Here is a 15,135-nt window from a genome sequence, read left to right on the forward strand (position 1 = left end):
GACACTCCGGCACGTTTGGGAGGAACTGTCAGGCACCACGGCCTCTGGTGTGAAAGCGGGGGATGTCCCGATCGGTGTTGAACTACGTCGGGCCGACGCTGCCGGAATGAATGTTACGCGGCCCTCGTGACGTGGGCAACGGGCTTGATCGTCATGCGATCGTAGTGAGCTTGAAGGGCCGCACGCAGAACCGACAATTGCTTATGCGCCTTCAATCGTCGAAAGCCCTTGTTGGCCTCGATCATGCCGGCCGCGACCCATCGCAAGGCCATACCGGCATCCCGCCAGCGTTTGACGTTGCGCGTGACGCGGCGAATGGTGCCCATCATGTTCTCGGCGATGTTGGTACAGGCGAGCAATCGACGAAGTTCCTTCGGCAGCTTCAACCGGACGACAGTCAGGATTTCGTCGAGGCCTTCGAGGATGCTGGCCGCGACGCCGGGCCATTGCTGGTCGAGTCGACGCGCGAGATTGCGGATCAATTTTTCAGCCTTGTCGGCGTCATCGAGCTCCCAGGCCTGGCGCAGCACCCGACGGGTGGCCGCATGATGCTGTTTCGGCAGGCGTTCCATGATGTTGCGCGCCTTGTGGATCTGGCAGCGCTGGATCGCAGCGGCCGAACCGAAGGTGCGGCGGATCGCCTTCGACAACGCTTTCGCGCCGTCGGCGATGAACAGTCTTGGCACCGTCGGGGCGAGCCCGCGCGAGACCAGGTTGTCCAGCAGGGCCTGAACCGTTGCGGCATTCTCGGTCGCCCCTCCACCAGAGCCAGCGGATGCTTGTTGCCTTCGCCGTCAACCCGGATCGCGGCGACCAGCACGAGATCGTCGCCGAGATGCAGCCCGTCGATTTGGACCACCAGAAGGTCGAGCGCGGACAGATCGGTAGCCATGAAGTCGGCCAGCCGCGCCGCCGACAGCGCTACGAACCTCCGCGAGGCCGCCGACTTCGAAACCCCCGATCCGGGCGGTGCCGGCACGTCACCCTCGGGCAGCCGGACAGCGCGGCCGAACCGGCGCGTCGACACATTGATCAGCATCAGGTTCATCGCCCAGCGACCGAGCCAATCCTCCTGCGCCGCCGTTTCCCAGCTCGGGATCGTGACCTCGCGGCCGTCCACGCCCCGGACCCGCGGACGCTCGACCTCGATCTTGCCGCCGTGGAAACCGATTCGTCCCCGCGTTCGGCCCCAACGGTGCGCCCGCCGCGCCGCGTCGCGACCGTGGCGCGGCCCGCAGGCCGCCGTGACATCCGCCTCCATCATCGTGCCGAGCGCCTCGATCCCTGCCGCAAGGCAGAACCGATCGAAGCTCGCTCGCACTTCCGCAAACGCGTCGTCCACAGCCCCGATCGCCGGCCAACTAGCCGGTGTGATATCTCTCGTCATGGCGTTGCTCTCCTTTGTGGAATCAGCACCCCGAGCCTACCGGCTCAAGGTGGGCAACGCCGACCTCTTCAGAAATTCAACAGAACCCGGGACATCCCCGTGAAAGCGTGTTCGGCTTCGAGAAATCACAAACGGCCTGGACTTCGTTTCGGGAAGCGCGCATCTGCGGCATTACCTTTGCCGTGATCCACAATTGCAGCGTGCGTTTGGCTTGCCCCCTCGCCAGCTTTTCGAAAGCCAAGCCTCTTAGCATAGGCTCTCGTCTCTCGATTGATGCGACCTATGACTGAACTGGTGGCAGTAAAAGCCGGGCGGATCTGCAAGAGATTATGTTCTCAAAACAGAAGGAGAGCTGTATGGATTTTAACCAGATCGACGGCGGTGGATCCCCAGGGTCTCCAGCAGCGTTCAACTGGACACAAGAGGATCAGGATCTATTCAGTCGGATCATCAATGAGCCCGGGCCATCCTCGTCCGCCGTGCCCGAGGAGACGGCGTACGATGTTTCATTCGCCGTTCCCGAGAAGTTTGCCCACGGCTCTCAATCCGCTCCCGGCCGAATGGTCGAGAGACTGGGCCGCTTGGGTCTCCTGCCTGACACCGACGATGCCGGCCAGGGTGACAGTTCGAGGCCGAGGCACAAAATCGTGGCCGCCAAAACGGATGTCACCAAGCCGACTATCAGCGGCGAGTCCGCTGTGAGTGGCGCCCGGAACCTAGGCCGGACGATCCTGACCGACCGAATCTACCGATTGACGCCGTCGAAGCCCTGACACGCTCGTCTGCTGAAACAACCTATGGCGCGGACACGGTTGATGCCCGTTCGTCGAAGACCGCCAGCCGGTGATGGCCAGCCTAATGGCGTCGCGCATGCGCAAGTCAAACCGCCTATGACCACTCTCATCCGGCTTAACCAATCCAATGAAACTACTCCGATGAATCCCGAGTCGGCTGTACGCTAATCAGATTTCCGTCAGGTCCAGGGCATATCTTCGGCGCTAGAGCGCACAATCGTACAAAACTGACTCGCACGTCAGGTTAGTGGCGAGTGACGTCCTGTCAACGCGGCCAAGGGGCTCCGCTCTGAAGCAAAAGTCGTTGAGGCCGACGCCGCAGGCCTCTATGCCACCGTCGGAATCGGCGCATTCTAGCTCGCATGGGAGATTGATTTTGACGAGAGCCGACTGGAGAGCGAAGGAAGCCCGCGGATCAGAGATGGACTGGTCCGGTCCTGAAGCAGATCTTGGCGGCGGAAACGATCGCTCGAAGTTCAGTTCTGTCTTGCAGGGCTTGCGCTCTGAAAATCAGGACCTGGCTGCGGGCTCGGCCGGAAGGCCGACTTCGGCCAGCGATGCCCAACGCCGTACGTCAACCGAACCTTCCGTGAATACGCATGTCGACGAGCCAGCTTTGCGGTATTTGGCGCATCGCGGCGCGCCAAATTGCGAAGAAAGTTCGTCGCGTTCCGGTGCCGAGAGCCGCTGTGCCGATCAGTCCAGGAGTTCACGAGGTGCCTCTTCCTCGTACAGGCAATCTGTATCGGACCTCGAGGCAGGGCCAAAACGGCGGCGCCTGGATTTTGTCGCCCCGCAGGGCGCGCAAGCTGCGATTTCACAACAGCAATGTAACGCCGCTCTGGACGCCATTTATTTCGCTCGCGACATTGTCGAATTTTCACGTGCAGTGGTGGAAAATGACAAGCGGCTGCAGCGGGAGGACGAGAAGATCCGTGCGGTCTTTGTGCAAAAGGCTGCCGCCCAGTTCAGGAGCCAATTTGTCACCCACTTCGAGGACGATATCCGCCGCGGGGAATCCTGGGGCTACGCCACGGCATGCAACGTTGTGAGCCGCGAGGCCGGCGGTCAGGAAGGCCTCGAAGCTTGCAAAGCGGTGGCATCTCGGGTGTCGCAGCTTTCCAATTCGTTACTGCGCGAACTTAAGCCCGCTGCTCTTTCGCTGTTCGCGGCAGCATTCGGTCGGCATCAGCAGTCGAAGACATGCCGCAATGGAGTCATCAGAATTGCCGAGTTTTGTCGTGATGAACCCAAGGTACTTGGCGCGACGAATAGCCAAAATATCTCGCTGCTGGTGAACGGTTTCAGCAAGTGGACGCGCGAGGCGGAAACTCGTGAAGGCACGGAAGCTATTGCCCGCGTGGTCCGTCGTGCCGGTCACAGCTGCGAGCTCTCTGATTTTGATCAGAAACATTTGGGGATGCTTGTGAACGGGTTCAGCAAATGGCCGGACGCGCGCCTCTGTCGCGAGGGCAGTTTTGCGATCGCGTCTGAGGTCGTTCACCGCGCCGTCCGCGGTGAGTTCGGACTATCCGATTTTGCCACGGAGATACTGGCGAATCTTGTGAACGGCTTGAGCAAGTGGCCGGACGGAACGGAGTCGGGCGAGGCGACTTTGGCGATCGCGAGTGAGGTCCTTCGCCGGGACCGCCATGCCTGGCTCTCTAAATTCACTCGCCAGAATCTGGCTAACTTGGCGAACGGCTTCAGCAAGTGGCGGGACGAGCCGAAGTGTCGCGATGCTACGCTTGCGATTGCACGTGAGGTCATTCGCCGCGTCGAGCTCTTCCATTTCAAACCGCAGGAACTGGCAAATCTGGTCAACGGTTTCGCCAAGTGGCCGGACGGACAGGACCCGCGCGGCGCCACGGTTGCGATCGGGGGTGAGGTCCTTCGCCGCGGCGCCCGGCATTTTGACAACCAGCACCTGGCGATGCTTGTGAACGGCTTCAGTAAATGGCCGGACGCGCGGGATTGTCGTGACGCTACGCTTGCGATCGTGCGCGAGGTCGTTAGCCGGGGTACCCAGTTCTCTGATTTTACTCCGCAGGAGCTGGCGAACCTGGTGAACGGTTTCAGCAAGTGGCCTGACGCGCCGGACTGTGACGACGCCACGCTTGCGATCGCGGGTGAGGTCGTTCGCCGCGACGCGCGCAGTGAGTTCGGACTCTCTGATTTCGACCGTCAGGACCTTGCGATGCTGGTGAACGGCTTCAGCAAATTGCCGGACGCGCAGGACTCCCGCGACGCGACGCTTGCGATCGCGCGTAAGGTCCTTCGTCACGCCAGACTCTCAGAGTTTACGCACCAAAGCCTGTCGAACCTGGTGAACGGCTTCAGCAAATGGCCCGACGCGCGGGACTGTCGCGAGGTCACGTTTGCGATCGCGCGTGAGGTCCTTCGCGCCGAACTCTCTGATTTGGCCCCCCAGGGATTGGCAAACCTGTTGAACGGCTTCAGCAAATGGCCAGAGAGTGAGGATTGTCGCAAAGCCGCGATAGTAATCGCCGGGGAAACCCGTCAGCGTCAGCGCTCTAAGTTCTCTCCGCAGGACGTGGTGCACCTTCTGAACGGCTTCAGCAAGTGGCCTGACGCGATGTGCTGTCAGTCCATCATGGACATCGCGCGCGAATTGGGGGCTGGAGCACAGCGATTTGGTGTGTTCACCACGCCTGAGCTGGCTATGCTCGCCAACGCTCTGTCCCGAACGATCAGGAGGGCGGAGGAGAGTGGGGAGATTACGGATGCCGCTCTGCCGAAGGATCGGTTGCACAAGCTCGCCCACTACCTGCAGTATGATGATGATCGCCTCTTGACGGCTGAGGTTCTGAACATCACGAACATTTTCAAGGCTCTGGGTAAGGCTGGCCTATTCGATGATCTCGGTTTGCTCGCGCCGACAGGCTTGAGTCGGCTCTCTGAATTGCATTCAGCTCCTGGTTTTGCCGCCGAGAATAACCTCGAAACCATGGGTAATCTGAGTGCTGCTCTGCTGCCGCTCGCGCGCAGCCCAGAGAAGCCACTGCGCTGGCACCGCAGGCAGGCCCTCAACGTGCTTAACGATCTTCAGCCCTTGCTCGAGCAAAAGATCAAGGCGCATCTGAACGCGGGCGGTGCGGAGCGGAGCCGTGGGCCCATTGCGAGCCGCCGCCCCGCTTTATCGATCTATCAGACGCTCAAGGCTCGTGCGGTGCTGGAGAGATTGTTCAGGTCACCCTATGTCGAGGGCGACAGGCCCGATTTACGGATCAGGCAGAAAGAGCTGCAGTGCGGCACGAGAGAGATCCTGGCTGGCGCTCGCGACCTGATTCAAGACGATCTGTCCAGCATGAGCTGGAATCTGATTGCGCAGATCGAGGCGGATAGTCCAGTGGATGCGCTGGACTTATTCATGGAGCAGGATGCGGCGGCGATCCAGGCGCAACGTCCTCCGTCGGTGTTCGACGTGCACCAGGTATTGCGAGCCATGGACCACGCCCCGAGGTCTCCGCAAGGTGAGGCGGGACTGATGCAGTTGCCGGTCGTGGACATGCATGGGCGGCCGTTGGCCACGGAGCCGGAGACGCGGTACTCGATTTTCCATCGCCTGACTTCGGGGGCCCTGCCCGTCGTCGCGGTACAATTGCCGGCACCCCCGAGCGCCTTCATGCTGGCGCGTACGGTAAATGTAAACGGTATTCCATACCGGATTGACTTGTTCGGCGGCAGCAAGTTAAAGCCGCCACGATTAACTGTGTCTCAAATTGCGACCCGCGCCCCAGACGAGCAAGCAAAGCTTTCGGGGGGAAAGCTGCTGGCGATTCCCTATGCCGAAACCGGGCCGGGTACAGCATTCGAGCAGCTGTCGCGCGCGTGGGCCCCTTTCAAAGAGGCCTATTATTATACTCAGCGCAGAGGCTTTGCGGCGCCGCCGGCGATCAAAGGTCTATCACCCCACGACTCCGCGCTGGAAGGCGCCTTCAAACTGGCGCTGCTGCCTGACCGCCCTGCCAACGAGGAGCATCCCTTCCAGCTGAGGGGGGCGGCCGGACCCATTGCATTGCGACCGCACGACGGCTGCGGCTTCATCCGGGCCTCGCTGGCCAAGCTTATGCCAGCTGTTTGCCGCGCCGGCGAGCAGGAAGGTCCTGACCGCGTGCAGGCCTTTGCCGAGGGAAGGAGAGCATCCCTGCCAGCGTCGGCCTTGCAACATTATCCGCGCAGCGAGCAAGTAGCGGATGAGGCCCGGCGGAAGGCGATGAGCTGGCTTGAGAGTCGGGTAAAGCAAGAGCTGACGTCGGAGGAGCTGTTTCGCGTCGTAACAGCCGCGAATATCAATGGTCCGGGCGCCGTCGCCGTCCCATCCGCTGATGGCTGTCTGCATGTGCCGAGGCTCAAGAGCGAAACATTGACCGGTGGTGGCGTGCTGATCGGGCGATCGCCCTACGACAAGCCCAACCTCCGCCCGTTCGCCCCCGATCGCGTCAGGTCAGCTGCGGACGGGGACCCGACTGCGGCGTTTCTCGATCAGTGCGTGACCATACAATACAGCTTCAACGTCGCCCAGAAGTCGGGGGAGAAGCTGGCAGTCGATGATCCGACTTTCTTCGCCAAGGGGCTTCTGATCGTGGTGCCGGATGAAATGTGGCCGGCCGACTTCGCCGACCGTGGCTTGGTGATGTCCGCCGAGGACGTCAAGTGCCATTCGAGCTGGATCAAGGGCAAGGACCGCGTAACGGCGGACAGCGCGCTCGATTGTATCGGGATCCTGCAGGCCACTGAGATCTTCGCTCCGGGGTCCCTGGTTGCCATCCCGCCTGATGAACAGAAAAAACTCGACGGCGACTTCGATGGCGATACGGCCATTATCATTGCCGACCGGCCGCAGCTTTACGAGCATGTCAGGCAATTCGACCAAGAGGAGCAAGCTCGCGGCCTCCGCTCGCTCAAGCCGCCAAAATCCCATACCCCGGCGATTGAGGACGGTCGCTATAATTTCGGTCGCGCCAGCCAGATTCTCGCCGCCACGCGGAACGTTCTGGAAACTTATACCGGCCTGCAGCGAGGCTTTCTGGCTCAATCAGATGAAGCCCGGCAGTGGTTTGCCGAACGTGCCATATTCGGCACGTACGAAGGCATTGACCGAGAGCTCAAGCGAGACATTCGCGGCCTGCTGGAGCAGGAACAGGTTAGTGCTCACGACGTCCGGGACAAGCTCGAGAAGGCGCGGCACGACATTGAGCTGGCACACCATCCCGTCGCGCTCGAGGCGGCCGAGTTGCTTCTCACCGAACTCGAGGCGTGGGCGGCTGGTCTCGACGAGCAAGTTCCGCCTCAACTCCTGCCCGAAACAGCCGCCACTGCGAGTGAGAGACAGCTCGCAATGAGCCAAGAGCTTTGCGAGCTGTTTCCGCCGCTTGCCGAGACCTATCCGGCAACGGCTCACCCACGGGACCGCGTCCAGCTTCTGGTCGATCGTTACCCTACGCGCATCGAGCCCCGACCGGATGGTTACATGCCGCACGACCTCGTGCAAAGTGCAAAAAATCTGCTGAGCATCGGCACCAAGGTCGGAACTGACGCCTACAAATCCGACACTGGCGTTTACACCTTTATGATCAAGAGCAGGCACCTTCAGCGCCTGTTGCAACAGACACCCGGGTTAAAATCGGCTCCATACACCAAGAGCTTGGCGGCTATCCTCAACCACGGTCGTTTCGATGTCGATGCGGCCTTGGAGGATCTCAATGACAATCCGACGCTCGCGGCGTCGGTCATGCAAGCCTCGATCAAGCTTGCTGCCGAGCGGGGGATTCTGCGCGAACCCTCGGCTCCAACGCTTGCTGCCGAAGATGTCGCCACCACAATCACGTTGACTCGCGAGGCGGCGGCACAGCGCGCCCAAATGGAGGCGTCCCGCGCTCAAGCCGAAGAGAAGGACATCACGCGGACGGCAATGTCGGTTGCCGAAGCCCTTAAGGGGGCCGGCATCGAGGTGAAGATGCCCCATTTGGCTAAGCGTCTTAGATCGCCAAGCTCAATGACAGACGAGCTCACCGGAATCCAGGCCAGCTCTGAGGCCGGCGTCCAGCTTTTCAACAACGCTGTACGCCACGTCTTCGAATTCTCTGACAGGGATTTTACACGTGCCTTCAAGAAAGCCATTCTAGCGTTCGAGGAGAGCGGGTATAGCGAGGTCAGCACGACTAACTGGTTCAGGACGCGATCGCGGACCTTCGCTGGCATCAAGACAGTGTTCGGCACGCCTGGCGGTTACCGTTTTGAGCTCGAGTTTCACACGGCAGACAGCTACAAGGCCAAGCTCGACAATCATGACACGTACAAGGAGCTGCAGAAGCTCAGACGGCTGCAGCGAGGGAGCGAGGAGCCCCCGGATGAGTCTATAGCCGAGCAACTCCTGGAGCGCGTGCGACGGGCGTGCAACAAGGTTGTCATCCCCGAGGGGGCCACACAGATCCCCCATTGGGAAGCCGAAGCCGGCAACAGCGTTGGCGCTAGCCATGCTCGTGTGTCGAACGTGGCCCGGCCGACACGCGCAGCGCGGTCGCCTCGCGCAACAGAGATTGTTGGCGCCCTCGACAACCGCCCGATCGTGCTCGTTGGTATGATGGGGGCCGGGAAATCCGGTGTGGGACGTGCACTCGCAAAGCAGCTGGGGCTGACGTTCGTCGACTCCGATAAAGAGATCGAGGCGAAGGCTGGCAAGTCCATAACCAAGATTTTCGCGGAGGACGGCGAGGCGCATTTCAGGGATCTCGAGGCGAACGAGATCAGCCGGCTGCTCGATCGGGGGCCGCTGGTGCTCGCAACCGGTGGTGGAGCCTTCATGACCGAAGAAGTCCGGCGTCGTGTCGGCGAGAAAGCGGTCTCGATCTGGCTTAATACCAACGAGGACGTGATCAGGCGCAACCTGCGACACGACACCAACCGTCCGAAAATACAAACCGCAGACCGGGACGAGATGATCACAGACCTGATGGAGCAGCGCAATCCTGTGTATAAGCTCGCCAATCTCACGATTGCCCCACAGGCCCGGCGGGAACTCAAGAGCGCCGATGCTTGTCTTAGCGAACTGCACGGCTATCTCTGCGCCGGTGGCAGGCTAGACGCTGGGCAATCTGGCTCGGTTAAGGAGTCGTCCGTGAAGATCGGCTAAGCAATTGAGCTAGAATCGCATTTGTCGTTGCGGACTGTTTTGCGATTGCAGGATTTTGAAGCTTCGGGCATCGGAACCTTGCAATTTCATTTTCAGGATTCCGTCGAATCGCCAGTCATGATTCCGTCGGCGCATCGGAGGTGGCGATGCGACCGAAGAAGCACAGGACGACGGGATCGGGCGATCTGTTCCGGGCCAGGCTGGACCAAATCATCAATATGAAGCACGAGCTGGTTCAACTCGCCGGCAAGGTCGATTGGGACTGGATCGACGGCGAGATCGCGCCGCTCTATAGCGAGAACGGTCGGCCGGGCATCGCGACCCGCTTCATGATCGGGCTGCTGTTGCTCAAGCACATTTACGGCCTGTCCGATGAGGGGCTGTGCGAGCGCTGGGTCCACGACCCGTATTTCCAGTACTTCACCGGCGAAGAGTTTTTTCAGCACGCGTTCCCGCACGAGCGCTCGGACCTGAGCCACTGGCGCAAGCGGCTCGGCGACAAGCTGGAACTGTTGCTGGCCGAGAGTTTGCGGGTGGCGCACGAGACCGGCGCGTTACGCAGCCAAGACCTCAAGCGGGTCGGAATGCCTCCTTCGATGATATGGGCCGGGGCCGGCGCCTGGATCACGCCGTCCGCGTTCTTGAACGCATACTTGGGACGGCGCGTGACGATCACATGGAACTTGACCGGCACCACATCCAGACGCTCCGACACGTCCTCGCCGATCAGCACTTTCTGCTTGCCGGCATGCTCAGCCAGCTCTTCCGGCTCAATGACGATCTCGACCCGTTCCAGATGGGGCGCAAAGCCCTTGCGCCGACGCGGTGCACGCTTGCTATCCGCTTGCGCACGGCCCTTGCTGACCCGGGCCTTGATCGCAGCGATGCCGGTCCTCGATCTCCTCGAAGGCAAAGGCTTGCTGTTCAACGTCGCCATTCGCAGAGTCGAGCTTTTCCGATGGTCGGCCGAACCGCGCGCGGTCGAAGGCCTTGGATGGCTATGCCGCCTATAACAAGCTCGCGCGATCCGATCGCGGCAATGATGGCATCACATTGGCTGGCTGCTGGTCACACTGCAGACGCAAGTTCTACGAGCTGCATGTTGCGGGGAGCTCAGAAGGGGCAACGGCGACGGTCGAGCGGATGGCGAAGCTCTGGCAGATCGAGAAAACCGTGCGCGGTCAAAGCCCCGACGCTCGCGTTGCCGCGCGCCAGCAAGCCTCCGCGGCGATCGTCGCAGATCTCTTCGATCTCTGGCAGCAGACCTTGCGGCGGATCTCCGGCAAATCAAAATTGGCCGAGGCGATCCGCTATGCCGTCTCGCGCCGTGCCATCTTCGAACGCTTCCTGACCGATGGACGTATCGAGCTCGACTCCAACATCGTCGAGCGCGCCATCCGGCCACAAACAATCACGAGAAAGAATAGCCTCTTCGCCGGCAGCGACGTTGGCGCGTCATACTGCTCATCTGGTGATGCCCTTATAAAGGAAGGAGATTCTGTTGCGGATCTCGAGATATCGGACGATGCGATCGTCTGGCATCGGCTTCGCGGCACACAGCGTCTCGCTGCAGGTCGGCGAGCCGGATAATCCAGGGCGCCCCGGCGCACAGCTGCCGGGCCGGAAGGGTGCCACTGCTGACCATCCGATAGGCCGTCGTGCGGCTCACCCTCAGAATGTCGGCGGCCTCATCCAACGTCACTTCGGCGCGCTCGGCTCGTTCACCTTCGCGGTAGACAGGAATGCTGTTGGTGTTCCGGAGACTGCAGACGTGGGATCGTGTCCAACTCGCACCATGTGCAGTCAGCTTGCCGGACCGATTGAGGATCGCAGCGATTGCTGTGTCCGATAATTGCCTCGCCAATACGCGAACGAGATCGAGGACATCGGCTTCGACCGTCCAGCGGGTCTGTCCGATCTTGTTCTTTTTGACCGTCAACTGGGTATGGTCGCCGCCTTGCCAATGAATGATGAGCGCCCGCCTTAGTGTCTTCCATAAGAATATGGATATGCTCATCCTGAAACGTGTTGGAACGTGCCCGACGATTAAAATGCTTGAATCTACCGTAGCGGCAGGTTGTAGGCAGCACAAAGCAAGATCGGGCGCCTTTGCAGAAATGTCATGTTGGGAACTAACGTCGCGAATGTCACAAGAACTAACGCATTACCTAAAGTGGGCTGCGTGCGCTGCAAATGCTGCCAGCCATGTTGGCTTGGCGAGAGAGCTTGGTGCGTGCGATGCACCGATGATTCGTTAGTACCGCAACAATGATGCCAAGTGCGCAGTGGAAGACCGCTCCCGCTGATGCGGCGACTTGCTTTTCCCAGACAGATGATACTCGCGGGGAGGAACAGTGAAGGGTATGCAGCTCAAGAGAGGTTTGTTGAAACAGAAACAACGAGGGGATTGGACTTACCCTGTACCTCGCCATGTAACCGCCCTTTTTTCGATTGCGATCGCAGCTGCGTGGTGCGCGGGATACGCTCGTGCCCGCGAACTAAGATCAGAAGAGATCTTGACGTCTTGCAGACCGGACGTGATGCGCTTCTGTGACCGCTTTACAGGGCGTGGCGATGTGGACGCGGCCATGTTTTGCCTGAGGGATAATTTCAAGCTCCTGCGTGTCGAATGTCGCCGGGTGATGCCAATCGCGGCGCAGAGAAAGGGCGGATCGAAAAAACGAGGGGCCAACAACCTCCCAATCGTCCTGCATCGGGAGTGAAAACGGAGGGCTTCTTGAGCGCGGGAAGCCGCTTGGATTAGGCGCCGATCGTGCTTCCGAAGGAACCGGTTGGTGCCGTTGCGGGCTCCTCAACGAGCGGTTCAATGGATTCGCTAGAACTGATGGGACTGGTTCTCGTTAAGTGCACCCCAGAACTCAAGACCAGAGGAAATGCGGTCGTCAGGAGCCTTTCGAAGGCAAAAAGCTGTTCGAGCAGACGCTTCTCAACGGCCTCACTCTCCTCGCGAGGCAGCTCCGCTTTAAGCAGCCTACGACAGCGCCAGATCTCGTTTCGCACCCATCTGATTTCACTTAATCTATCATCAATCGAAGTCATCACAAATGCAGGTTCAGTTGGCATTGGAATTACAACGCGTACGCCTCAGCACTTCGCAGTCGCTGCATCCGCGTTCATGCGATGGACTGCGCCTGAACGTGCGACTTGCCGTCATTGCCCGGCGCATGTGGCGAACGATTCGATGTATTCAAGGCTCCTATCAAGCGATATCACTTTGCGCTAAGTGCGCGACCGGAATTTGCCGCGGATCGTTGCGGTTTTTCTGCGTTACAATCGTGCGAGTTGCGGAATTCCTGCGCTCCGCAGGGGATCAGAGCGGGAGCTCGCGACTGCAAGCATAGCGATGTTGACCTCGAGCGGCGTACGCTATCTCGCAGCTTCATTGCGCTTGCCGTTCCCGCGCTTGTCGGCGGACGATCGTAATCGTCTTCTCAATGGGAAGGGACGCGCGCTCACCGACATCATGGAAATGGCGTGGCGCAAGTATTGTCCCCCATAGAAAAGACGAGTTCTACCGCGATATCATGCGCGCGAATCGATCGACGAAATGCAAGAGCGAGCTTGGGATCTCAGATGAAGAATCTCAGTTGAAGTCGTTTGAGCTGAATAAGGCTTCCACTGATAGTCATTGCGATCGTGGGTCGTGCAAAGTGCAAGCCAACATTTAATGGCTTGAACCCCACGCTGCGTCAGGTTGTAGGATGTAAAGCCGTAAAGACAAAGGCAGGCTGGGGTGACCGTCGAGTGAGTCAATATCATCCGGCAGGCGAGCTTCCTGTGCCGATTGTCTCACTCGCGGCCAGGGGCGAGTAGGTGCATCGATCGGCTGGGATGATGCCGTGTTCGCCGTTATCAGTTGCGCTGCAACACCGGAGTCGCGATATGCCACGAGGTAATGGAATGATGTGCGTAAAATTGCTGACAGCGGTTGCAACCGCATTTCTCGTTGCGCAGTGAGAGCGCCTTCGGTGAACCGCCCCGCTGTCGCAAGCAGATGCCTAAACTGCATAGGCGGTTACTATCAGCCAGAAGCGAAAACCGGTCGCATTGAGCTCGTGGCCGCACAAGGCGCTGCGGCGAAAGCTCGGAAGATCCCATGTCTGCTCAAGCCAATCTGACCGCGGCGCTAACCGAAATCGATCGTGCTCGCGACATCGTTGAATTCTCAACTGTGGTGGTTGCGCGCGATAGGCAGCTGCGCAAGACGGACCATCCAGTCTTTTTGCAACAGGCAGCCCTTGAGTTTCAATCTAGGTTCCTGCCAAATTTCGAGGAAAGCATCCGTGCCGGGAAGTCGTGGGGCTATGCCACGACGTGCAATGCGGTGAGCCGAAAGGCGGGAGGTCAGGCCGGCCGGGACGCTTGCGAGAGAATAGCTTGTCGTCTGTCGCTGCTTGAACATGCGCTGATTGGGAAAATCGGAATAAGGGCGCTTTCCATATTTGCAGCATCATTCGGTCGGCACTCCAACAGAGCGGAATGTCGCAAAGGGGCAATCAGAATAGCTAAGTTCTGTCGCGACGAAAGCAGGCCGCTTCAAGAGTTGAACAACCTAAGCCTGGCGGCGCTGATAAACGGCTTCAGTAAATGGCCGGAAGAAGCAGATTTTCGCCAGGCGGCGGTTGCAATCGCGGGCGATGTCATTCGGCGCTCAGGCCGCCATCACCAGCTCTCTGACTTTACACAGCAAGGATTGGTGAGCCTGGTCAACGGATTCAGCAAATGGCCGGATGAGGCGGCCTCATGCAAGGCGGCAGCCGTGCTTGCACGCGAAATTCTGCGTCGTTCCGGCAGGCTCTGCGAATTTCCTCAGCAGGGATTAGCCATCCTGGTGAACGGCTTCAGCAAGTGGCCGGAAGAGCTGGCCTGTGGTCAAGTCACGATTGCGATCGCAGGCGAAGTCCTTGGACGGGTCACCCAATTTCCTGAGCTTAGCGAGCAAGATCTAGCAAATTTGGTGAATGGCTTCAGTAAATGGCCGGATGAGGCAGTCTCTCGTCAGGCCACAGTCGCGATTGCAAGTGAGCTGCTGCGCCGTGCTGACCAGCTTCCTCATTATAGTCAACAGGGACTGGCGAACCTGGTGAACGGGTTTTGCAAGTGGCCTGACGATGCGACATGTCGTAAGGCGACAGTCGCGATCGCTGGTGAGGTACTTTGGCGTGCAGCCCAACTCCCCGATCTTACTCAGCAGGGGCTGACGAACCTGGTGAACGGTTTTAGCAAGTGGCCGGAAGAGCCGGCGTTTTGCCGCGCAGTAGTCGCACTCGCTCGTGAGGTTCTGCGCCGTGCCACTCAGCTCTGCGAGTTTTCACAACAGGGACTAGCGAACTTAGTGAACGGCTTCAGCAATTGGCCGGAGGAGCTGCCCTGTGGTCAAGTGACCGTTGTACTCGCGGGCGAAGTCCTTCGCCGCGCCGGGCGGAGGACGGGGCTCTCAGACTTTACCACCCAGGACCTCAGGGGCCTGGTGATCGGTTTCAACAGATGGCCGCAGGAGAGCGCGGCTCGGCAAGCCACGATTGCGATCGTTAATGAGGTCCTTGGCCGCGGTGTTCGGTTCTTTGACTTTACCAAGCCGGAATCGGAGAGTCTGTTGGATGACTTCAGCAGATGGCCGCAAGGCGCTACGGGCCATGAGGCGATAGCGAAGATCATCGGGGAGCTGCAACTCATACAAAGTGAAGCGACCCAGCCTCGTACGGGGGAGAAGTGGGCCAACCAAAAGAGGCAATCGACCAAAGAAATCTCTTCCTAGCCGTGTTCGACGCGCATGA

At 59.7% G+C, this 15,135-nt stretch carries 4 protein-coding genes and 4 pseudogenes; 5 read left to right on the forward strand and 3 right to left on the reverse strand.

What is annotated here, in order from left to right:
* Window positions 1-113: 113 nt before the first annotated feature.
* Window positions 114-1,387: pseudogene (locus tag ACVW1B_RS42840) on the reverse strand (IS256 family transposase).
* Window positions 1,388-1,743: 356 nt separating this feature from the next.
* Between ACVW1B_RS42840 and ACVW1B_RS42845 the strand changes: the two are divergent.
* The 3 genes and pseudogenes from ACVW1B_RS42845 to ACVW1B_RS42855 form a co-directional block, all read left to right on the forward strand.
* Entirely contained in the window at window positions 1,744-2,160 is a 417-nt protein-coding gene (locus ACVW1B_RS42845) for a hypothetical protein (protein WP_253588039.1), read from the forward strand.
* A gap of 442 nt (window positions 2,161-2,602) precedes the next feature.
* The gene (locus ACVW1B_RS42850; protein WP_253588038.1) at window positions 2,603-9,337 is read left to right on the forward strand and encodes a shikimate kinase; all 6,735 of its coding nucleotides are present in this window, start codon (window positions 2,603-2,605) and stop codon (window positions 9,335-9,337) included.
* A gap of 146 nt (window positions 9,338-9,483) precedes the next feature.
* A pseudogene (locus ACVW1B_RS42855) lies at window positions 9,484-9,918 on the forward strand (transposase); the annotation flags it as partial.
* Here the strand turns inward: ACVW1B_RS42855 and ACVW1B_RS42860 are convergent.
* Window positions 9,915-10,329: pseudogene (locus ACVW1B_RS42860) on the reverse strand (IS66 family transposase); the annotation flags it as partial. The pseudogenes ACVW1B_RS42855 and ACVW1B_RS42860 overlap by 4 nt on opposite strands.
* Between ACVW1B_RS42860 and ACVW1B_RS42865 the strand changes: the two are divergent.
* A pseudogene (locus ACVW1B_RS42865) lies at window positions 10,328-10,927 on the forward strand (IS66 family transposase); the annotation flags it as partial. The pseudogenes ACVW1B_RS42860 and ACVW1B_RS42865 sit on opposite strands and share 2 nt — an antisense overlap.
* Here the strand turns inward: ACVW1B_RS42865 and ACVW1B_RS42870 are convergent.
* On the reverse strand, window positions 10,818-11,354 hold the full coding sequence (locus ACVW1B_RS42870) for a helix-turn-helix domain-containing protein (RefSeq protein WP_309144993.1): 537 nt from the start codon (window positions 11,352-11,354) through the stop codon (window positions 10,818-10,820). The pseudogene ACVW1B_RS42865 and the gene ACVW1B_RS42870 overlap by 110 nt on opposite strands.
* A 2,100-nt stretch (window positions 11,355-13,454) precedes the next feature.
* Here ACVW1B_RS42870 and ACVW1B_RS42875 point away from each other — a divergent pair.
* A complete protein-coding gene (locus tag ACVW1B_RS42875; protein ID WP_253603968.1) occupies window positions 13,455-15,116 on the forward strand; it encodes a hypothetical protein in 1,662 nt (553 codons plus the stop codon).
* Window positions 15,117-15,135: the final 19 nt, after the last annotated feature.

This window comes from Bradyrhizobium sp. USDA 4502 (assembly GCF_054063355.1).